Source organism: Chthonomonas sp., from assembly GCF_035294165.1.
In the GTDB taxonomy this organism is placed as follows: Bacteria; Armatimonadota; Chthonomonadetes; order Chthonomonadales; family Chthonomonadaceae; genus Chthonomonas.
This window is the reverse complement of record NZ_DATGLN010000160.1, coordinates 1-19,718: the sequence shown is the minus strand read 5'-3', so window position 1 is coordinate 19,718 and position 19,718 is coordinate 1. Positions and strand designations below refer to the sequence as shown.

Genomic DNA, 19,718 nt, shown 5'->3' with positions numbered 1-19,718 from the left:
CAAGCCAAAGCATTTCGGCTCTTGGCGCAGCGCCATCGAGGCCGCGGGGCTTGACTACAGCATGATCCGACGCTATCAGGAGTGGGATGAGGAGCGGATTCTGCGGCGCCTTCGCGAACTGCACGCCAAAGGGGTGCCTCTTAATGCAAAAAGCGTTGAGGCGCACGACATCACGCTCATCACCGCCGCTCGCCGACGCTTCGAGAGTTGGGATAGAGCGCTCACCGCTGCCGGGCTCGACTACAAGCAGATCGTGCTGCGCGCGCCCTTTAAGCGCCGAAGAGCAACAGAGACCGACTCCGACGAGAACCCGCCTACTAAGCACAATTAAACTGCTGAGCGAGGCAACCATTCTCTTGGAGGAGGTACGACGACGGATATCGGAATGACATCTGCAGCCCTTACAACCCTGTGGGCGAACTGTGTGGAGCGGCTGAAAGATCGCATCAACAACCGCTCGTACTGGGAAGCCCTGGAGAACGCACGTCCCATCACCATCGAGAACGGCACGCTGGTTCTCGGTATGGAGGAGACGAAATACAACCTTGCAAACCATATTCAGCAACCCGGTCACCTGCAGCCGACGCTGGAAGTGATACGCGCTCTCTTCAATCAGCCGCTGAACATCCGAATTATCGAGGGGACTACCTTGGCGGATTGGGAGGCCACGAAGGAGCGCGATGCCCGTATCGCCGCTATGCAACATGCCACCACGCAACGGCAGATCGCACAGGCGGCTGTGAGCGAGGGATGGGATGGTGTGTACGAGTATATCGCCCGTCTCTATGTGCAGACTCCGTTACGTGCGCTTCCTCAAGGAAAAGCACGCTATTTGAGCGATGCGCTCTATGTGCTCGCCGAGGCGATGGATAAGCTCTACCCCGAAGAGCCGGATGAGGTGACCGAGCGTAGCCTAGCCCGCATCATCGATCGCATTGCGAGCGCTGCAGATGTCCCCGCTGCCATGGTGGCATTTGAGTTGGAAAGGCTTCGAACCTACCTCAAGTCGGCAGGAGAGGCCTAACCCATCGAGGAAACTTTTGGTATAATCTTAGGCGCATCCTAGAAGGTGCTAGGGTGCGTTTTTTTATTTCATTTCCAGCAGAGGGGTGACGATCCATGCCGTTCCATGTTTTGAGCCGGCGACTGATGCTGTTTATCGCAATCTGCTGTTTTCCCATAAGCCTGAAAGCAGACCCTCCGAAGGGCGACCCCTACATCTCCCAAGCCTACTTTACCGATCTCCCTTTTGGCGCTCACTCTTACTGGTTACAGCCCTGGCGCGCCTACCTAGAAACGGTGCCGGCAGCGGATTTCGTGAAAGGGATTGGTATCAATCTCGGTGGATCGGTGAAAAACCCCGATCTGGTCGCGAAGATGTTGGCCAAGTATGGCTTTCGCCATATGCGAATCGAGATCGGCTGGTCAAGCCTCGACTACGACTCCGAGCAGATACCTCCAGCAGTTGCCGACGGCTATCGTAAAATTCTGCTCGCATGCAAGAAGTACGGCATTCGTCCCCTTATACTACTCAACGGCAACAGCGGGGCCCCTTGCCCGGTACGTTTCTTCGACAAGGTGCTTGCAGCCCCGGTCCATAAGGGCGACCGAGAGATCCAAGTGACCGATGTGGACGGGATAAAACCGGGCTATAGCGGCGTTAGCAATCTGACCGGTTATTGGGCGGCGGAGGCCTTAGTGACAGATATCCATGGCCAGACGCTTGTGCTCTCCAAACCGCTGCCAAAAGACCTCGGTATAGCGGGAACTGTCATCCATATGGCGACGCTGAAATACCGGCCGTTTTCGGCTCCTGGCAGTGACGATGATAAAAGGACGTTGGAGGGATGGCAGCACTATGTGGGAACGGTGGCGCGCTTTGTAGCCCAGACACTCGGCACAGTCGGCTCCAAAGACCTCGGCTTCGATATAGAGATATGGAACGAGTTGAGCTTTGGCTCGAACTTTCTTTACATTAATCAGTATTACAATCCACCCCTGTACCATTATAACGAAGATGCTGTTTGGGGAGATGTGGTAAGAGCAACGGCGGACTACGCCGAGCAGCATCCGGACGAGTTTCAGGGCGTTGCCTTATGCGATGGATTTTCCAACACCATCCCCTGGCCAGCCTCTTCAGAGGAGCCGGCTCGCGTGATAGCGCTTTCCAAACACCCCTATCATGGGCGAACGACCTATCCTCAAGATGAGCAGCACGGTGTGCTTGTTAATGCGTTAGGCCAACAAGAGCCTGCCGGCGCTTTTAAACCTCACTTTTCCGAACTGTTCCCGGAATACTATGCCACGGCGCTACAGACCGAATGCCTCGAACGCGATATGGGGCCTATAACGAACTATATCGGCAAAACAGCTCACGGACGCTACGCTCGCGTGATAAACGGCCACGTCATGCCCTGCTATACTTGGATCACCGAGGTCAATATAGCGCCGAATGAGCAAGGAATAACAGACCGTCGTCAGGCGTTGATGCTGAAGGCGAAAACGACGGCGAGATACCTCTGTTTCCTCCTGAATAAGGGCATACAGAGAATCTATTTTTTCGCTGCGCTAGGGGGCGATTTGGGGTTAGGTATTCTGCAAGACAATTTTCTTTCCTATGCCAATGCCCATGAAACCTATCCTGCAGATGACAGCGCCTACGTGTCGCCTGCTTTAGAGGTGGTTCATCGCATCGTCATGAAAATGCAGGAAGGTTTAGACCCTTCGCTTACGAAAACCCGTTCCCTGGCGGTGCTCTCATGGAAGGGCGGGGAGGGGCAGAAGGTGTTTTCCGGAGATGGCAGTCCGGCACATCCAGATCTAACCTATCACGATCTGTTTGCCTTCTTGCCCTATCAGGTAAATCGGCATCGTTTCGTAATCCCCTACTATGTCATGACTTATGATGTTGTCATGACTTATGATGTTCTTGCCCCTTTCAAACAGGAGACATTTGTCGTAAAGATTGGGGGAGTGAAAGGAAAGCAGACGGTTGTTTCCATCTACGATCCCTTTACCGAACACGACGTTCCCGTGCATGTGTTAGAGCGTAACGCGAGCAGCATCACGGTGTCCATGCCCACGGAGGACTATCCGCGCCTGCTGATTCTGCAGGAACGTTGAAGCTCAAGCCGAGTTAGGGAGGATGTAGGGCTGTAGTCGCCCCTGCATCTCCTTGGTGACGCAGGCGTTAAGGTAGATGCCATCGGTACCATACTCTACCGAGGTGACACGGCCAAAAGAATAGCATTCGGAGAGGAGCTCGCCTTTTTCAAAAGGCAGTTTGGCATGTACCGGCACAAGAAGGCTTTCGATGGTTTGGGCTATGTGGGCAACCAGATGCTCCAAGCCCTCTCGTTTCTGGGCGGAGATATACACCGCGTTGGGGATACGAGACACCAGCTCGCGCAGAGCGAACTGATCGCCCACCAAGTCGGCCTTATTAAAGACTGTGAGGAGGGGCTTTTCATTCAACCCAAGCTCTTCGAGCGTCTGAAGCACAGCCTGTATCTGTATGTCCCGATGCGGATGGCTTGCATCTACAACATGGATAAGAAAATCGGCCTCTGCCACCTCTTCGAGTGTTGCTCGGAAGGCAGCAATGAGGTGTGCTGGCAAGTTGCGAATAAAGCCCACGGTGTCGGTAAGCAGGACACCCCAGCCGTCCGGCAGCTCCATGCGTCGGGTGGTGGGGTCAAGTGTGGCAAACAGCATGGGGTCGGCATAGACATCGCTGCCGCAGAGCACATTCAGCAACGTAGATTTGCCGGCACTGGTGTAGCCCACCAGGGCCGCGGTGGGAAAAGGCAGGCGGCGGCGATGGGCGCGCTGGTTCTGGCGGTTTTTGCGAATCTCGGCGAGGCGCGCTTGCAGATCACGGATGGTGTCACGCACGCGGCGCCTATCGGTTTCAAGCTTCGTCTCTCCAGGGCCTCCGCGTACCCCAATGCCTCCCTGCTGACGCTCGAAACGCGTATAGAGGTCTGACAGGCGCGGTAGTAGGTAGGTAAGTTGTGCCAGCTCCACCTGCAGTTTTCCCTCTCGGCTGCGCGCTCGTTGGGCAAAGATGTCGAGGATGAGCTGGGTGCGGTCAATAACGCGGCAGTGCAGGGCCTCCTCCAGGTTGCGAGCCTGCACAGGAGAAAGCTCGCTATCTACGATCACAAGGTTGGCTTGGCTGGCATGAATGCCGGCGAGCAGTTCCTCCACCTTGCCGGGGCCGATGAAGAAGGCCGCGTCGGGGCGGAGGCGCCGTTGATAGAACTCACCAACGACTTCAGCGCCGGCGGTACGCGCGAGTGCTGCCAGTTCTGCCAGGGCATAGGGGCGCAAAGCTTCGTCCGGTTCAACGGAGACGAGCACCGCGCGCTCCAGTTCATTAGAGGCGATTAGTGTTCTTGTGGGCATATGCTGTATTATTGTCCTATAACCCTGTGCTTTGAGTCAAGCGATTCGTTGCTATATCGGTTGAATGAGGGCAAAACTTAAAAATGGGGGTAGATTTCTGGGTTCGTTTGACGTGGATGCACCAAAGAGATTAAACTATAGATAATGAGGCGAACAGATGGGAACCGATAGAATGGACATATCACCTTACTCTTTTACCCCGCCTGCCGATGCGGAGACGAAGTGGACGGAGTTCGAGCGGCTTGTTCGTGAGGAAGAGGCCGATTTTTTTGACGGTGTAGGCCCGATTGCCGGTGCACGTGCACCCGGTCGGCTCGATGTTATGGGTGGGGTGGGCGATTACTCTGGCGGCACCGTGTTGGAGATGCCCATAGCCCATGCCGCCTATGCAGCTTGGCAATGGCGATCGGATAGGTTTTTACGCATTCGCAGCCTGGGAATAGAGCAGGAGGGTTTAAAGCCCGAAGTAACGCTCTCCTTAGACCTCTTGGTAGATGCACAGGGGCGACCACGGCCGGTGGAGGAGGTTCATGCGGCTCTCACCTCCGATCCGGAGACAAAGTGGGCAGCCTACATAGCAGGCTGTTTCTACATTATGCTGGCTGCTTACAGTAAGTTTACCGAGGGCGTGGTGGATGAGCGTCTTGGGCTACAGGGTGCCAACATTCTCCTTCGCAGCGATGTGCCCCCTGGGGCCGGAGTCTCCTCCTCGGCAGCCATCGAGGTGGCTACCATGCATGCCCTCAGTGAGGCGACCGGTATCCAACCGAGCGATCTCACGCTGGCGGCTTGGTGTCAGCGGGTTGAGAACCTTATTGTGGGCGCGCCTTGTGGCATTATGGACCAGGTGACGGCGGCGCTTGGGCGGGAGAACGCCCTGCTTGTGCTGCGCTGCCAGCCGCACGATCTGCTGGGCAATCAGCGCATACCTCCGGGGTGGCGGTTTGTGGGGATCGATTCGCGGGTTAAGCACTCGGTTGGTGGCGATCACTATGTGAAGGCCCGTGTGGGGGCCTTCATGGGACTGAAGATCATCCAATTGGAGAGCGGGGGCAAGCTTTTGGAGAACTACCTGACGCGAATGTCTTCGGCGGAATTTGCTCAGTATCGGGAGATGATCCCTGAGACGCTGACGGGGGCGGAGTTCCAAAGGCTTTACGGCATGTTGCCCGATCGCGTGACGCGGGTAGACCCCGAGCAGACCTATCATCCGCGAGCCTGTGCAGAGCATCCAATTTTGGATAATGAGCGGGTTCACGCTTTCATTGCGATTATGCACCTTGCCTCGCTGCGGTATGAGGAGCGCAGAGAATGGGAGAAGAGGAAAGGGAAACTGGAAGAGGCGCCTTCTCCGCAGGTGGATACTTATCTCATGGAGGAGGCAGGGAAACTGATGTATGCCACACACGAGTCCTACAGCACGCGGCTTGACCTAGGTTCGCCGGAGACAGACTTGTTGGTGGAGTTGGTGCGTGAGAGAGGGCCAGAACGCGGGCTTTACGGCGCAAGGGTGAGCGGAGGGGGATCGGGCGGAGTCGTGGTAGTGCTCTGTAGGGAAAGTCCAGAGGCCGACAAAGCGCTTCAAGAGGTCTGTGCGGAATATGAGCGCAGGACGGGGATCGTGCCTCGGCCTATTGTGGGAAGCTCTCATGGGGCTGTGATGTTTGGGGCACGGCAGATCATGCGCGGGTAGAAGGGAAGGCATTTGCGAAAAACGGGCTTTCTCTCTGCCGGCCTCCTGCTTTTGCTGGCCGTTCTTGGGCACCGAGGTTTTGCACAAACGGCACCCCTGAATCCAGACTACGGTTTGCCCCAGGGGCCGATCCCTTTACGCGACCCGCGCCCTGCGAACCTGCTATTCCTGCAGTTTTTGCCCGACAACGCCGTACCGTTGCCTGATGGGGCGGTTAGGCTTGGGGTTCAACTCGATCTCATCAACAACCTGCTGATCCCTGGCCCAAGCTTGGGTGCCACCGTGGTGGAGGACAACGAGTATCAGCGGCTCACCTTCTCATGGCATAAAGGCTATTTGCATAACACCGAACTATCCGTGTATGTGCCTGTTGAATGGCGCAACGGGGGCATTTTGGACGGGATCATCCGCGCCTATCATCGTCTCTTTGGGTTGCCGGCCAACGCTGAAGATGACCCGTTGGGCCGCGACCACTGGCCGATGTACCGTAGCATTTGGCAGATCATAGATGCTCAAGGCCATGTGCTGTTAAATCAAGGAAATGCCTTTGGTTTAGGAGAGACCACCTTCATTGTCAAAAGAAGTCTTTTACCCACAACATCGCGCGGCACGCTCGCTTTGCGTTTCGGGCTTAAGTTACCTACAGGCAACACGGCCTTGCTTTTAGGGAGTGGCAACGTGGATGTGGGTCTCTCTTTGGACGCTCGCTATATTTTAGGGCGGAACACCATTGTCTATATCAACATAGGTGGGGTGTGTCTGGGGCATCCTCGGCATCTCCCCCATCCGCTTGGTGGAGTGGGCCAGGGGGCAATTGCCGTTGAGTATCGTGCAAACAACAGGGATAGCTACATCTTACAGATAGATGCGGCAGGCCCTGTTATGCGAACCGGCAACACCTTCGTGGATCAGGCCAACGTCACGGCTACGTTTGGTTACCGGCGCATTATGGATCGGCACACGGAGTTCTACGCATCCTATTCCGAAAACGGCGACATCCATAACTACACGCTGCCTTGGTTGAGCAACATAGGCCCCGACATCTCCTTTTCGTTTGGGGTGTGTTGGGTGCCGTGAAGGGGGCTTCGAGGTGAGACCGGTTACAGGCGTCTTCTAAGCGATTTCGGAGACGACCTGAATGCCATTAGAGGCCATGTTGTAGAGAAAGACGAGATGGAGAAGGTCGCCGGGGTGAGCGGGTATCTTCTCTTTTTTGGCTACCTCCACCGGAATATCGTAGGTTTGGACGCAGTTGGCCGGAAGAATAACGGGGTCGAGGCGATTGGCCGCATTGGCGCGAAGTTTTAGGTGCATGGCGAGCTGATAGGTGCAAAGGTCGGTGCAGTCGCCCACAACAATACGATGGGTTACTTGGGGATGGGTATCGAGCCAGTTATCTAGGCCGGTACCGATGGAGGAGCTGATAGAGTTTTTGGGAAGGAGAAGGTAGTGGGGGGCGCAGGGTAGCTTCATAAGTTCCGGCACGATGTCCGATTCGCTTGTGCCGCGAATGCAATGTGGGGGGTAGTCGTTGAACTCCACGGCGGCTGGATCGTGGGCATCGTGGGTGAGCACATAGTTGCGCACGCCCATCGCATAGGCCTTTTGAAAGAGGGCGACGATGGGGGGTACGATGGAGGCGATGCGGTCGCTATGAAGGGGGCCTTCATAGCAAAAGCCGTTAATTACATCCACACAGAAAATGCCGATATGTTCGGGGCCTTTGGCCTCTTGTACGATCTGTTCGAGGGGAACGATGGCCAATTGGGTGCGCCACGTTTCGAGATAGTCGGCATACTCCCGCACGGTCTCTGCCAAGCGGACATCCAGGTCCATCTTGCGTACCTCCTTCTTCGCATTATCTTGTCAACTATTGTACCCTCTTTTGACATTGGGTAAGTTGACATGGCAAGCAGCTGTGTAGCGGGTGTGCACATACGGTCTGCAACAATCATCGTTCTCTGGACGTATTTGCATCGGTAATATAACCTATTTTTAATACATGTGAACAGCTTAAATGTAACAATCTTGTTGCGTAATTTCGATGTTGACTCTAGAGTCGACTTTAGACTATAAACTGAAGGTCAGAGGAGGGACAGATATGAGAATTGGTGAGTTAGCCGAGCGAACTGGCAAAAGCGTTGCAACCATACGCTACTACGAGAAGATAGGTTTGCTAGCCGAACCAAGGAGAACGGGATCAGGGTATCGTGATTTTGATACGGATGCGATAGAACGTATCCAATTTATTGTTCGAGCTAAGGAGCTGAGTTTCTCTCTCAAGGAGATCCGTGTTGTATTAGCGCTTCATGACAAGGGTTTTTCCCCTTGTGACAGAGTTAGTAAGATGATCCAGAAAAAGATTGAGCGCCTAGATAATCGAATTACTCAACTACAGGCACGTCGTATTTCTTTGCAGAAAATCCTGCTCTTATGGCAGAACCATAAGCTTACTGACGCTCCCTTCTGTTCTATTATCTCAGGTAACACCATGGCACAGACGCCAGAAAGCAACAGCGGTGAAGCCCCAAAGGCTAGAACAATTGAGGTTTTTGCTGCTGGATGTCTACTTTGCAAAGAGACGATAGAGCATATAAAGAAAGCAGTTACTCCATGTGGCTGTAAGGTTGTCATCTGCTCTCCTGAGAGCGTCGAGGCACAGCAGTATCATATCTCTAGCGTGCCGGCTATCGCGATCGATGGCCAGGTAATCTACGCTGGTACACTTACAGAGGCAGAGGCAACTACACTCTTGCGTCATTAGAGTAACACAACGTTTGAGTTAGATTATACGAAGCCAGTCTTAGAAACGGTACATGTGGCGAAAGCAACAAGATGATAAAAAGGGCGACTATGGCATCAACGGCCGCTGGGCGACCTGATCCACGGGAGTGCATATTGTGGGTGCTTACGGCAGCCACTTTCCTGATATTTTTCCAAGCCTATATGATTGCCCTATTGATTCAATAGGTTTTCAAATGTCTTCAAAGTTACTAACCAAACCATTGGGCTGGCATTACCTGCTTATATGATTCCCTATGGCCTCGCTACCTTGTTTTACGGCTTACTGTTGGACAAGCTAGGTCGACAGCGTATAATGCTTATATCGTCTGGCACATTCATACTGCTAACTGCGTCTACAGCCGCATCATGGTCTGCTAACGCGTTCATTATTTCTCGCTTGCTAACAGGCTTGGGTGCGAGTGGAGTGATCCCTCTTGGTCTTGCACTCGTCGGCGATCTATTCCCTTATGAACGACGTGGCCGACCGCTTGGCTATTTGTTTAGTGCAGTGGTTGGTGGAATGGCGTTCGGATCAACATTCGGGATAATCTTTGAGACGTTCATCGGTTGGCGCATGCTGTTCGTAAGCATTACAATTGTTACTAAAACAGCAATGATACTTTTATTTTTTTATCGAATTCCTGAAAGCAATACAGAACATTCAACTGAATCTCTGTGTCGGGTGTTTGCGAGTTATCGCGATCTGCTCAGTAGGGGCGTGGTTTGAGCCCCTATATGTATGTCTATGTCTTCCTAAATGCGGTCTTTCATTCTGGTATATATACGTGGCTCGGGCTTTACTTCATACACCGCTACGACTTAAGCGAAGTAGGTATTGGGATCGCACTTTTGGGATACGGCATACTAGGTATGATCCTTGGCCCAGCGATTGGTCGTGCTGCCAATCGGTGGGGACGTAGGTGGTTAATACCTGCTAGGCTAACTATATCTGCTCTCAGCGCAGCATCTCTAATCCCAAAGCTGCCACTCTGACTTGCTGCTATAGTGGTGACAGTGTTGTCACTTGGTTATGATATGACACAGCCACTACTAGCCGGAATCGTTACTAGTCTCAAACCAAATCGCGGAGGGCAAGCGATGGGCCTCAATGTGTTTACACTGTTTGTCGGCTTCGGAGTTGGCCGTTATTTTTTGCAAGATCCTCATCGCTAGCTTCAATTCAGCTTTACTCATCTTCAGTGGTATAGAACTTGCAGCTGCAGGGGGGCGGAATTGCTCTTTTCCACAATGAAATGCATTCAGACAGTACCTCCTAATTCCTAATTTAGATACTCTAGAACGGGAAAGCTAATGGCTAGGAAATTTTACGATAGCAGTTCAGAAAGCCAGTTTAAGTATACCAATAGAAGACTTTGTTGCGTAGTTTCTATGTTGACCCTAAAGCCGACTTCAGGTTGTATACTAGAGTTGGAGGGGGGCGAATATGAGGGATGCTTCCAAGCTGTTCTCCTCCATGATTCTTCTGCTATGAGGAAAGGAGGTGAGGAAAAGTGGCACCACGAAGAGCGTTTGTTCTCCTGGCAGTCCTGCTACCAGTAGCAGCCTTGGCAGAGCCGCCAACGCACTCACGGACGGCTAAGCCGGCTGTTAAAAAGGCGGCTGTGACGGCGCAACGCAAGGAAGACTGTCCCTTGTGCCCATCGCCTTGTGTCCAGCCATGTCCGTGTTGCACACCAACTGCAAAGCGCTCAAGATAAGCTCTTCTAGCAGGGCTAAGCAAACAATGCGGGGAGAGAATAGGCCAAGCCATTCTCTCCCTCATTCTCCGCTGCAGTTAGTTGGCAATGTAACCTACTCTCGTGGTTACCAAAAATCACTCATGTTTTTCTTCTCGTAGGTTAAGACGATTTACAGAAGATCCATCCTAAAGCCATTAAGCCGCTTTCCGAGCAATTTCTAGTTCCGCCAGATTCTCGGCAGCGATGGGATTGTCCGGCTCTAGATCGAGTGCATGGCGGAAATGCGTAAACGCCTCCTGGTTTTGGCCCACCTCGCGGAGGGTGAGAGCGAGATTGATGTGTGCATCTACGAAGCGAGGGTTGAGACGAAGGGCATAACGAAACTCGGCCATTGCCTCTTGATAGAGGCCCGAGGCCTTGTAGGCCATGCCAAGGTGATGACGAATATCGGCATAGTCGGGGTTGAGGGTGAGGGCCTTTTGGTATTCTGCAATGGCCTCTTGGTAGAGCGCCTTGCGGTAGAGGTCGTCCCCAAGACGAAAGTGAAAGAGGATGTCATCAACTTGGGTATGATGAACCTGTTCAAACCATTGGAGGGCTGAGAGCGTATCCCCCTGTTCGTGGCAGGCGATCCCGTTGCGATAGGCCTCGGAATGAAAAGCCGGTTCTAGCAGGGTTGCCTGGCGAATGGCCTCTAGGCCCTCTTGGTGAAAGCCCTGCTCATAGCGAATAAGCCCTACGAGCAGATGGGCGCGGGCATAGCGGGGGTTGATGGCGAGGGCTTTTTGAAGCGCCTCAAGCGCCTCCTGTTTGTTGCCCATGGCGCGGTGCGCTTGGGCCAGTTGAAAATGAAGGTCGGCGTAGTTGGGGTGAATGGCAAGCGCCTGGGAAAAGTGGTGGGCAGCGGTCGCCCACTGGCCTTGTCGCATTCGCTCTTGACCTAAATGGGTGTGGGTCTCCGCGATGTAAAAGTTGGTAAGGCGACTTAAGAGCGCAGAAGGGCGTTTGCGAAGATCGTCTCGTGCTCTCTCAAACGCTTCGAGCGCTTTTTCATAACGCGCCTCGTCGAAGAGGCGAAGGCCCTCATCGTAGTATTCGTTGCGGCCAAGGCCGAGCACTTTTCGTAGCAGCGACATAACTTTTCACTCCTTGCAGAACTTAATGGCGGTGGTTGGGGATGGCGGCGCGGGTACGTCCAACGCAATGATACTCAAAACCGAGACGCCTCATGCGAATGGGGTCGTAGATGTTACGTCCGTCGAAGAGAATGGGGCGTCGCATAGAGTTTTTGATTCGCTCCATATCAAGCAGCTTAAACTCGTTCCATTCGGTGACGATCATAAGCGCATCGGCCTCTTGTGCCACATCGTAGGGGTTCTTTCCATAGCATATCTGCGGGAAGATGCGCTTTGCGTTATCCATCGCGATAGGATCGTAGGCTTTCACCTCGGCGTTTTCGGCGAGCAGGCGGGCGATGATCTCCACGCTTTTCGCATCGCGCATATCGTCGGTATTGGGCTTAAAAGCCAGTCCTAATATTCCGACGATTTTGCCATCGAAGCTTCCATCGAGGGCGACCCGCAGCCTATCTAGAAAGCGAATGGGTTGCTCGGCGTTAACATCCATGACCGCGCGAAGAATTTTAAAGTCAACGCCCACCTTTTCGGCGGTACGTACGAGAGCTGCGGTGTCTTTGGGAAAGCAGGAGCCACCATAGCCAAGCCCTGGATTCAGGAAGGCCGGCCCGATGCGGCTGTCGAGACCCATGCCTTTAACCACCTGGGCTACATCGGCACCCACTTCGTCGCAGATATTGGCGATGGTGTTGGCGAAACTGATCTTGGTGGCGAGGAAAGCATTGGAGGCGTATTTGATCATCTCGGCACTGGCCACATCGGTGATGATCATGGGGCGTTCGAGCGGCGCATAGAGTTCCAATATCTTCATGGCGACCACATGGTTTGGAGCGCCGATGACGATGCGGTCGGGTTCCAGAGTATCTTTTATGGCGCTGCCTTCTCGCAGGAACTCAGGATTGGACACCACATCGAAATCCACGTTTCGCACTCGATTAGTTTCAATGATTTCACGCACCATATCGCCGGTTCCTACGGGCACCGTGGATTTGTTCACGATGACTTTGTAGCGGTTAAGAGCACGGGCGATGCCACGGGCCACTTCCTGAATGGCGCGCATGTCGGGGTCACCGGTTTCTGTTGGAGGCGTTCCCACGCAGATGAAAACGACGTCCGATCGCTCAACGGCGTAGGTGAGATCGGTGGTGAAGAAAAGCCGGTTGTCTTCGCGGTTACGTTTCACCATCTCTTCAAGGCCAGGCTCATAGATGGGCATCTCGCCGCGCTCGAGCATGGCGATCTTTTCCGCATTGTTATCTACGCAGATCACCTCGTTGCCGAGGTCGCTGAAAACGGAGCCGGTTACCAGCCCCACATAGCCGGTGCCTACAACGCAGATGTTCATAAAAGGTTCCTTTCCTCCCTGATGATTAGGTTCGTTTCTCCTAGCGGTGGCGAGAGCATTCAGAGGAGGGCGCCCGTTTCTTCTGCATTATCGGATAGGTTTCCGCAAAAGCTTAGATACGCAGAACCGCTCCTCGTTTACATTTTACCTGTTGGCATAGCAAGTACGGCATTTCGTAATGTTTAGGCGCCGAGGCTTGCCGGTGCCCTCCGTAAGGACGGTTTTTGGGCATGGCGAAGGTGCGACCTCTGTAAAAATACCTGTTTTCTGCGACTCGCTAGGCTCCGTTCTTATGAAAGGCCGCTCTTCGTCCAAAAATCAGAGCGCTTGTGCTCTGTAGGTTGCACAGGGGTAACCGGCACGGAGACTACCTTTTTGACGAAGGAGATGCGATGTTCGTTCTAGTGGGGATCGGCTTGCTTTTTGCAAGCATTCTTGTTGGGTTTCTCATGGATGGGGGAAAGATAGGGGCTTTGATCCAGCCGAACGAGCTGGTGATCATTGGGGGAGCCGCCTTAAGCAGTCTACTCATCGCTAACCCTTTTTCCATGGTGATGACCATTTTACGAAGCGTGCTCTCCTTGCTCAAGCCCAGCCCTTTCACGCGAGAGCGCTATATGGAGCTACTCAAGATGCTCTACGACCTCTTTATGATGGCCCGCAAGGAGGGGTTGGTAGCGTTGGATAAACACGTGGAGCATCCGGAGGAGAGCGAGTTCTTCGCTCAGTACCCCAATTTTATGGCCAATCACCATGCGCTTCTGTTTTTGGCCGACACAATGAAGGTGATCGTTACGGGAACGGTGGCCAGTCATGATTTGGCCGAAATGATGGATATCGATCTGGAGACCGCCCATGAGGAGCTGGTTCAGCCAGCGCATATTTTGGCCAAACTAGGCGATGCTATGCCCGGATTTGGAATTGTGGCGGCGGTGCTTGGAGTTGTTGTAACGATGGCGGCGATAGGAGGGCCGCCGGAAGAGATAGGGCATAAAGTGGCGGCGGCTCTGGTAGGTACGTTCATGGGAATCCTTTTGGCCTACGGCATCTTCGCCCCTCTCTCTTCGGCCTTAGAAGCGCGGGTGCGGGGTGAGAGCGCCTACATGGCCTGCATTAAATGCGCCCTGCTGTCGTTTGCGCGTGGCGATGCACCTCTAACGGCGGTGGAGTTTGCGCGACGTAATATCGAGCCGTCTCTACGCCCCTCCTTCACCGAAATGGAGCAGTACGTGAAGAATTTAGGCGGCGAAGAGCAGCGCTTGGCAGCCTAAAGCTGGAAATGGAGACGGAACATGGCCTTGAATGAGAACGATGCAAACCCCATTGTCATTCGCATTGTGAAGAAAAAGCGGGGTGGAGGCCATCACGGCGGAGCGTGGAAGGTGGCCTACGCCGACTTTGTAACCGCCATGATGGCTTTCTTCCTTGTGATGTGGATTGTGGGACTTAGTAAGCCGATTCGGGAGGCCATCGCCGCCTATTTTCGTGACCCCACCGGCTTTATGAAAACGGCGCACGGCGGAAAAAGCCCTTTGGCCGATCAGCCTCAAATAAAACAGGGCAAGCCCGCACCGCTCATCCCACAGGATGGAGGTTTTGCGGCAAATGCAACGGTTAATGTGGATTTTCAAAAAGTAAAGCAGGCCATTCTAAGTCAGATCATGCGCACACCCGAACTAAAAGGCCTGCGCGATAGCATTGAAATTCACCTCACGCCGGAAGGCCTGCGCATTGAGCTAATGGAGAAGACCCCTGCACTCTTCTTCGATACCGGCAGCGCTCGCTTGAAGCCCCGAACGATAGAGCTGTTGCGAATTATCGCCCATCAGTTGAGGAAGCTCAGCAACCCGATAATCGTAGAAGGGCATACCGACGCACGCCCCTATGGCACGCTCTATGGCTATTCGAACTGGGAGCTTTCCACCGATAGGGCCAATGCAGCCCGCCGCGCGATGGAGGAGAACGGGTTGCGGCCACGACAGGTGTTGGCCGTTCGAGGCTATGCCGACCGCAAATTGCTAGACCCGGCTCACCCCTATAGTTATGTGAATCGACGGGTTTCTATTCTCGTTGCCTATACGGCTAAGGGCGTGTAGGACGGCTTGTTGGCCATTCGTTCCGCCTTGTACGTATAAAATAAACGAAAGCCGATTTTGGGATGGAAAGGAAAGAACTTGGAATCGTACGATCTGGTGGTTATTGGGGGCGGTTCGGCAGGGCTAAAAGCGGCGCGCCTTGCCGCACGAATGGGTAAGCACGTTGCGGTTGCGGAGGCGCGAGAGACCGGAGGCGAGTGTTTTTGGGCCGGATGTGTGCCCACAAAGGCGCTGCTGCGGGCCGCACAGGTCTGGAAGCAGGTTACCCAAACGGCACCCTATGGCATCCATGTAAGGGTGGATCGAGCCGACTTTGCGGAAGCGATGGCCTATAAAGCCCGCAAGATGCGCGAGGTTGGCGGTGACGGGCCGCCGGACGCCGGGCTTTCTAAGTGGGGTGCGGCCTTTTTCCCGGAATATGCCTCTTTTGAGGAGCCTCACAAAATTCGTGTAGGGAAAAAGGTGGTTCATGCGGAACAGGTGCTCATCGCGACCGGAACGGTTCCTGCCATTCCGCCGATATCGGGCTTACAAGAGACCGGTTTTATAACCAATAGAGAGGCTGTGGGCTTGACAAGCCTTCCCAAGCGACTGGCCGTCATAGGGGCAGGGCCGATCGGTCTGGAGTTTGCTCTTCTCTTCAGGCGCTTCGGTGCCGAGGTCACCGTGCTGGAGCGTCTGCCTCAGGTGCTGCCCCGAGAGGATGTAGAGATTGCAGAGCGAGTGGCGGTCTCGTTGCAGCAGGAGGGGATACGCCTGATTCTATCGGCCCATGTGGAGTGCGTTGAACGATGTAACGGGTCTAAATGCCTTCATCTCTCCTCCCCAAACGGTGCGGAAGAGATATACTGCGACGAGATTCTCGTGGCCGCCGGACGATGGCCGGCCGTTGAAGAGCTGAACTTGGAGGCCGCCGGACTTGCGATTGAGCAAAACGCTCTGCCGGTAGATGCCTATCTGCGAACCCGCGTGCCTTCCATTTGGGCTGCAGGCGATGTCACCGGAAGCCCTCTGTTTACCCACGTGGCAAGCTATGCGGGGGGCGTGATGGTGCGTAACGCATTTGCCAATGCGAACGAACCTGTAGACTATTCGGTAACTCCGCGGTGTACCTACATTGACCCTGAGGTGGCGAGTGTGGGACTAACCGAGCAGGAGGCCCTTTCTGCCGGTTTGAAGATTAAAGTGGCCCGCTTTGACTATGCCGATCTCGATCGAGCTGTTCTGAGCAATACACCAGAGGGTTTGGTGAAACTTGTTGTCGAAGAGACGAGTGGGCGTATTTTAGGAGGTCATATCTTCGGGGAGCACGCCTCCAGCACCATCGCCGAGATCGCCGTCTGTATGCGTAATGGTCTGCCTATTCAGGCCATCACCCAAACCATGCACGCCTATCCCAGCTTCCCAGAGGCCGTTGAGGCAGCAGCCTCGCAGTTCTAGAGTGCGGGTAGTGTAACTTTCGGGGTCACAGAGCGTCTCAAAAAAGCGTATTTAAATATAGAAAACCCCGTTACCGCCGTCTAGAGCCATGCGCCGAATGTTTCCACAACCATACATATCGCCTGTCGTGCAGAGCTTGAGGCGAACCGTCGCCATCGCCTTGATTGTTGCGGCTTGTTTGGCGATAGTGGGGCAGAAGGCATTTGCCCAAACGACCGGCACGTCTACAAGTCCCCTCTCGGTACGCATTATGGATGCATCGGGAGCCATTCTTCCTGCAGGCTCTCGGTTCGATGCGAAAAACGACCTCCAAACCGACCTTATTCTTGGGCAGAATACCGTGGGGCCGTACCGGCTATCCTGGCGAAATGCGGTACAAGGCTCCGAAATGGTGGTTGTAGATGGCCGTCTGTTACAGGCAGGCCGAGACTATACGATAGACTGGTCTTCAGGGGTTATCCGCTTTAGCGTGCCGTTGCCGAGTGGGGAGCTTGCCCGAGTGACGTATAGTGTGAACACGCCGACAGCGGTACGTGTGCTCTCGGCGAGCTACGTGCCGCTACAATGGAACTTCTGGCAAAACGATAACGGGTTTCTTAGAATCTCTTCATTGCTACGTGCCGGCGATAGTCCTGCATCACCGAGTGCATCTGACCCACGGACTTACAGCGCCCTGCAGTTTCAGGATCGTTTTCATCTTCTGCCCACCTCCGATCTCACAACAGGCCTCTTTTTAGATATGCACGGGCAAGACTGGCTTCGGCGCAGCGGTTTTCTGCTCGATAGCACGGCTACGATGCGCGGTGCCAGTTTTGGGCTTTCGTATCATCGTGCAGGAACTCTCTTTGCGCAACAAGGGATTACCGGGCTAAACCCCGGTCAAGAGATAATGGGGTTGACGGGCACGCTCACGCCCCTACAGTCACTTGCCATTCAACTTACAGCCCGTCAAACCGATCAGCTAGCTGCTGAGAGTGCAAACAGCCTAACGGATAACGTGAACACGTCAGACCGATTGCTCTCCGCTGCCATCAGTGCCAAGCTGCCGCAAAACGGCCAACTGGCTGCAGGTAGCGCTTTAGAGACCGTGGCGAACGCGCATGGGGGGACCTCAACACTTCATAACATGGTGTCGCTATCTCATCCGCTCGCACCGACCACCAATGCAACGCTTCGTTTTGATGCCCTTTCTACGGCTCCGTTAAAGGCGTCGAGCGGCGCAACCTATACGCAGAGCGCCGGGATAGATGTTGCGGGAAGCCTGAATTCTGGTATCCATTTCGATACCGCTTTTATCAATCGGTTAACCCCTGCCGGCTTTGCAAATGATCAGAAGGTGAGTTTGAGCGCCGGCATACCGATTGATAAGAACCAGGCGCTCAAAGTAGACACGCTTTATGAAGATGTTCTAGGAAACACGGGGGCACAACGCAATCGTTCCCTCTTGCTTCAGGCCCCATTGCAGGGGTTGCGCGCGCAACTTTCTAGCGGCGTGGAGTATACGGGAACACCCACAAACAGGGCGTTGGTTGGACTGTTTGATCTGTCCGCACAACCTACGAAGGGATTGCAGTTAATCGGAACGGTGCGTCTGAGGGATATGCGTCTCCACACGGGCGCTCCGGCACCCGACAACGTAAATACCTATGGGGTTCAGTTGAGCTATGCACCCCTCGCTCAGCTACAGCTTACCGGCGCTCTCTACTACAATCCGGAGCAGAATGGCCAATTACAACAGGTTCAACGAGAGGATTTTGGGCTGCAAACGCGGGTCGGTCTCTTAATGTTACAGGCGCGGTTGGGGCTATTGCACAATCTGCTGAACCCAAGCCGTTCCGATACGGCCAACTTCAGTTTAGGTTTCAACCTCACCCCCTGGGATAGCCTGACGACGGGGTTGCAAGCCCAGAACCTCTTCGGGGGGCCGAACTGGGCGCGTACCTACCTGTTAAGTTTCACGCATCACTTCAACTCGGTCTTCGATTTCTCCCTTTCCGGCTCCATCTCTTATAACGGCGCCTTAGGGGCGCAAGCACAGCCACAATATGCGGCCCAGGCGCAGCTCGGTATTCATTTCTAAACTCTGGGCGATTAGCCTGCCGATCCTTTCTCTCTTCGACCTGCAGTTGCAGCAGCACCCACCCCCCTGGTGGGCCGCCGAGCCACTTCAAAACATTTACGGGAATTTTATGTTGCTGTAATTCGGTTTGTAGATGATGTTGCCACGTATCGGCGGAGGTGATCACGTCTACTCTACCCATGCTTAACGGAACCGTTTTGGTAAGCCATGGCAGGAGGGGTAACTCCTTATGCTCATAGGGCGAGTAGTTGGCATAGAAAAGCATGGAGGGGCGCCTGGGGATAATGTGATAGTAGACGATGGGAATGCCGCGGGTCGCATCGTTATTGGCGTCTTTGGCGAGCTGCTGGTAGGGGTCTTGAACGTAACGTGCGGCATCGTGATAGCCCACGGTATATCCCAGAAGCATGATGAGCGTCATGGTAAGCGCAAGAACGGTGACACCTAGGCGAAACGCCCGCTTACGAAAGCACAACAGCGCGAGCAGCGTTCCTAGTGCTAATAGGGTCGTTAGTTGCCGAGCAAGCGTTGCAATAGGAGGCGCAATGGGGGCGTTGCGAGGGACAAAATGGGGGCCTAGGAGGGCGGCTAGTAAGAGAAGGAGGGCGGTGATGAAAGCGGCCAAAGCGCCGCGCCGGAGGGTTTTAGCAAAGGATGCATTTGGGTGCGCGAAGCCGATATCGAGCCACCTGCCGGTGAGAATGGCTGCAGCCGGGTAGAGTGGGGCGATGTAGGATGGGAGTTTGGCGGAAGCGAGAGAAAAGAGGACGAACACCGCCCAGAACCAGACAACCAAGAAGCGCTCGTGGCGTCGGTGGGAAGCCCATAAATCTTGAATAGAGAGGACTGCAGGAGCAAAACAGGCCCATGGGAAGAACCCAATGAGGAAAAAGACAATGTAGGTAGGCAACGGCATATCATGCACTTTGTCGAGGCCACGGAAGCGCCCTAGGTGTTGACGCAAAATGTACTCTTGAAACCATGTGTGCCCAAGCTCATCTCGGCCTCCGGCTTTCCAGATGAGGTAGTGCCATGGC

The 19,718-nt window shown here is 54.2% G+C and carries 16 protein-coding genes; 11 read left to right on the top strand and 5 right to left on the bottom strand.

The annotated features are described in order from the left end of the window. From VKV29_RS08135 to VKV29_RS08125, 3 genes are all read left to right on the top strand, one after another. Positions 1 to 331 (top strand): homing endonuclease associated repeat-containing protein (locus VKV29_RS08135; protein ID WP_414647346.1); only part of this gene is annotated, 331 nt, incomplete at its 5' end. A gap of 54 nt (positions 332 to 385) precedes the next feature. Beyond that, on the top strand, positions 386 to 1,024 hold the full coding sequence (locus VKV29_RS08130; protein WP_324200808.1) for a hypothetical protein: 639 nt from the start codon (positions 386 to 388) through the stop codon (positions 1,022 to 1,024). 95 nt (positions 1,025 to 1,119) lie between these two features. Next, positions 1,120 to 3,123, top strand: coding sequence for a hypothetical protein (locus VKV29_RS08125; RefSeq protein WP_324200807.1), 2,004 nt, complete (start codon positions 1,120 to 1,122; stop codon positions 3,121 to 3,123). A 3-nt stretch (positions 3,124 to 3,126) separates the two neighbouring features. Here VKV29_RS08125 and hflX read toward each other — a convergent pair whose 3' ends face one another. Continuing rightward, entirely contained in the window at positions 3,127 to 4,407 is a 1,281-nt protein-coding gene (gene hflX / locus VKV29_RS08120) for a GTPase HflX (RefSeq protein ID WP_324200806.1), read from the bottom strand. Between the two features lie 157 nt (positions 4,408 to 4,564). Between hflX and VKV29_RS08115 the strand changes: the two genes are divergently transcribed. Further along, positions 4,565 to 6,100 carry a galactokinase gene (locus tag VKV29_RS08115; protein WP_324200805.1) on the top strand — a complete coding sequence of 512 codons (1,536 nt, stop codon included), beginning with the start codon at positions 4,565 to 4,567 and terminating at the stop codon, positions 6,098 to 6,100. A 12-nt stretch (positions 6,101 to 6,112) separates the two neighbouring features. Continuing rightward, on the top strand, positions 6,113 to 7,177 hold the full coding sequence (locus VKV29_RS08110) for a DUF3187 family protein (protein WP_324200804.1): 1,065 nt from the start codon (positions 6,113 to 6,115) through the stop codon (positions 7,175 to 7,177). A gap of 36 nt (positions 7,178 to 7,213) precedes the next feature. Here VKV29_RS08110 and VKV29_RS08105 read toward each other — a convergent pair whose 3' ends face one another. Continuing rightward, positions 7,214 to 7,936: a cysteine hydrolase family protein gene (locus tag VKV29_RS08105; RefSeq protein ID WP_324200803.1), complete on the bottom strand. Its 723-nt coding sequence runs from the start codon at positions 7,934 to 7,936 to the stop codon at positions 7,214 to 7,216. Between the two features lie 265 nt (positions 7,937 to 8,201). Between VKV29_RS08105 and VKV29_RS08100 the strand changes: the two genes are divergently transcribed. After that, on the top strand, positions 8,202 to 8,864 hold the full coding sequence (locus VKV29_RS08100) for a MerR family transcriptional regulator (protein WP_324200802.1): 663 nt from the start codon (positions 8,202 to 8,204) through the stop codon (positions 8,862 to 8,864). A gap of 264 nt (positions 8,865 to 9,128) precedes the next feature. Further along, positions 9,129 to 9,611 carry an MFS transporter gene (locus VKV29_RS15290; RefSeq protein ID WP_343217351.1) on the top strand — a complete coding sequence of 161 codons (483 nt, stop codon included), beginning with the start codon at positions 9,129 to 9,131 and terminating at the stop codon, positions 9,609 to 9,611. Between the two features lie 1,167 nt (positions 9,612 to 10,778). Here the strand turns inward: VKV29_RS15290 and VKV29_RS08095 are convergent. Together VKV29_RS08095 and VKV29_RS08090 are read right to left on the bottom strand one after the other, a co-directional pair. Further along, positions 10,779 to 11,720: a tetratricopeptide repeat protein gene (locus VKV29_RS08095; protein ID WP_324200801.1), complete on the bottom strand. Its 942-nt coding sequence runs from the start codon at positions 11,718 to 11,720 to the stop codon at positions 10,779 to 10,781. Positions 11,721 to 11,742: 22 nt separating this feature from the next. After that, the gene (locus VKV29_RS08090; RefSeq protein WP_324200800.1) at positions 11,743 to 13,065 is read right to left on the bottom strand and encodes a UDP-glucose/GDP-mannose dehydrogenase family protein; all 1,323 of its coding nucleotides are present in this window, start codon (positions 13,063 to 13,065) and stop codon (positions 11,743 to 11,745) included. Positions 13,066 to 13,457: 392 nt separating this feature from the next. On the opposite strand from VKV29_RS08090, the gene motA reads away from it, so the two are divergent. From motA to VKV29_RS08070, 4 genes are all read left to right on the top strand, one after another. Beyond that, positions 13,458 to 14,336: a flagellar motor stator protein MotA gene (gene motA / locus VKV29_RS08085; protein ID WP_324200799.1), complete on the top strand. Its 879-nt coding sequence runs from the start codon at positions 13,458 to 13,460 to the stop codon at positions 14,334 to 14,336. A gap of 21 nt (positions 14,337 to 14,357) precedes the next feature. After that, a complete protein-coding gene (locus tag VKV29_RS08080; RefSeq protein WP_324200798.1) occupies positions 14,358 to 15,161 on the top strand; it encodes a flagellar motor protein MotB in 804 nt (267 codons plus the stop codon). A 78-nt stretch (positions 15,162 to 15,239) separates the two neighbouring features. Next, positions 15,240 to 16,601, top strand: coding sequence for an NAD(P)/FAD-dependent oxidoreductase (locus VKV29_RS08075; protein ID WP_324200797.1), 1,362 nt, complete (start codon positions 15,240 to 15,242; stop codon positions 16,599 to 16,601). Between the two features lie 97 nt (positions 16,602 to 16,698). After that, positions 16,699 to 18,681, top strand: coding sequence for a hypothetical protein (locus VKV29_RS08070; protein ID WP_324200796.1), 1,983 nt, complete (start codon positions 16,699 to 16,701; stop codon positions 18,679 to 18,681). Here VKV29_RS08070 and VKV29_RS08065 read toward each other — a convergent pair. Continuing rightward, on the bottom strand, positions 18,569 to 19,718 hold a 1,150-nt coding region (locus VKV29_RS08065; protein WP_324200795.1), incomplete at its 5' end, for a hypothetical protein. The genes VKV29_RS08070 and VKV29_RS08065 overlap by 113 nt on opposite strands.

Excerpts from the sequence above, each read along its gene's own strand:
- VKV29_RS08130 (WP_324200808.1), top strand. The coding sequence starts at position 386 with ATGACATCTGCAGCCCTTACAACCCTGTGGGCGAACTGTGTGGAGCGG.
- VKV29_RS08125 (WP_324200807.1), top strand. The coding sequence starts at position 1,120 with ATGCCGTTCCATGTTTTGAGCCGGCGACTGATGCTGTTTATCGCAATC.
- hflX (WP_324200806.1), bottom strand. The coding sequence starts at position 4,407 with ATGCCCACAAGAACACTAATCGCCTCTAATGAACTGGAGCGCGCGGTG.
- VKV29_RS08115 (WP_324200805.1), top strand. The coding sequence starts at position 4,565 with ATGGGAACCGATAGAATGGACATATCACCTTACTCTTTTACCCCGCCT.
- VKV29_RS08105 (WP_324200803.1), bottom strand. The coding sequence starts at position 7,936 with ATGGACCTGGATGTCCGCTTGGCAGAGACCGTGCGGGAGTATGCCGAC.
- VKV29_RS08100 (WP_324200802.1), top strand. The coding sequence starts at position 8,202 with ATGAGAATTGGTGAGTTAGCCGAGCGAACTGGCAAAAGCGTTGCAACC.
- VKV29_RS15290 (WP_343217351.1), top strand. The coding sequence starts at position 9,129 with ATGATTCCCTATGGCCTCGCTACCTTGTTTTACGGCTTACTGTTGGAC.
- VKV29_RS08095 (WP_324200801.1), bottom strand. The coding sequence starts at position 11,720 with ATGTCGCTGCTACGAAAAGTGCTCGGCCTTGGCCGCAACGAATACTAC.
- VKV29_RS08090 (WP_324200800.1), bottom strand. The coding sequence starts at position 13,065 with ATGAACATCTGCGTTGTAGGCACCGGCTATGTGGGGCTGGTAACCGGC.
- motA (WP_324200799.1), top strand. The coding sequence starts at position 13,458 with ATGTTCGTTCTAGTGGGGATCGGCTTGCTTTTTGCAAGCATTCTTGTT.
- VKV29_RS08080 (WP_324200798.1), top strand. The coding sequence starts at position 14,358 with ATGGCCTTGAATGAGAACGATGCAAACCCCATTGTCATTCGCATTGTG.
- VKV29_RS08070 (WP_324200796.1), top strand. The coding sequence starts at position 16,699 with ATGTTTCCACAACCATACATATCGCCTGTCGTGCAGAGCTTGAGGCGA.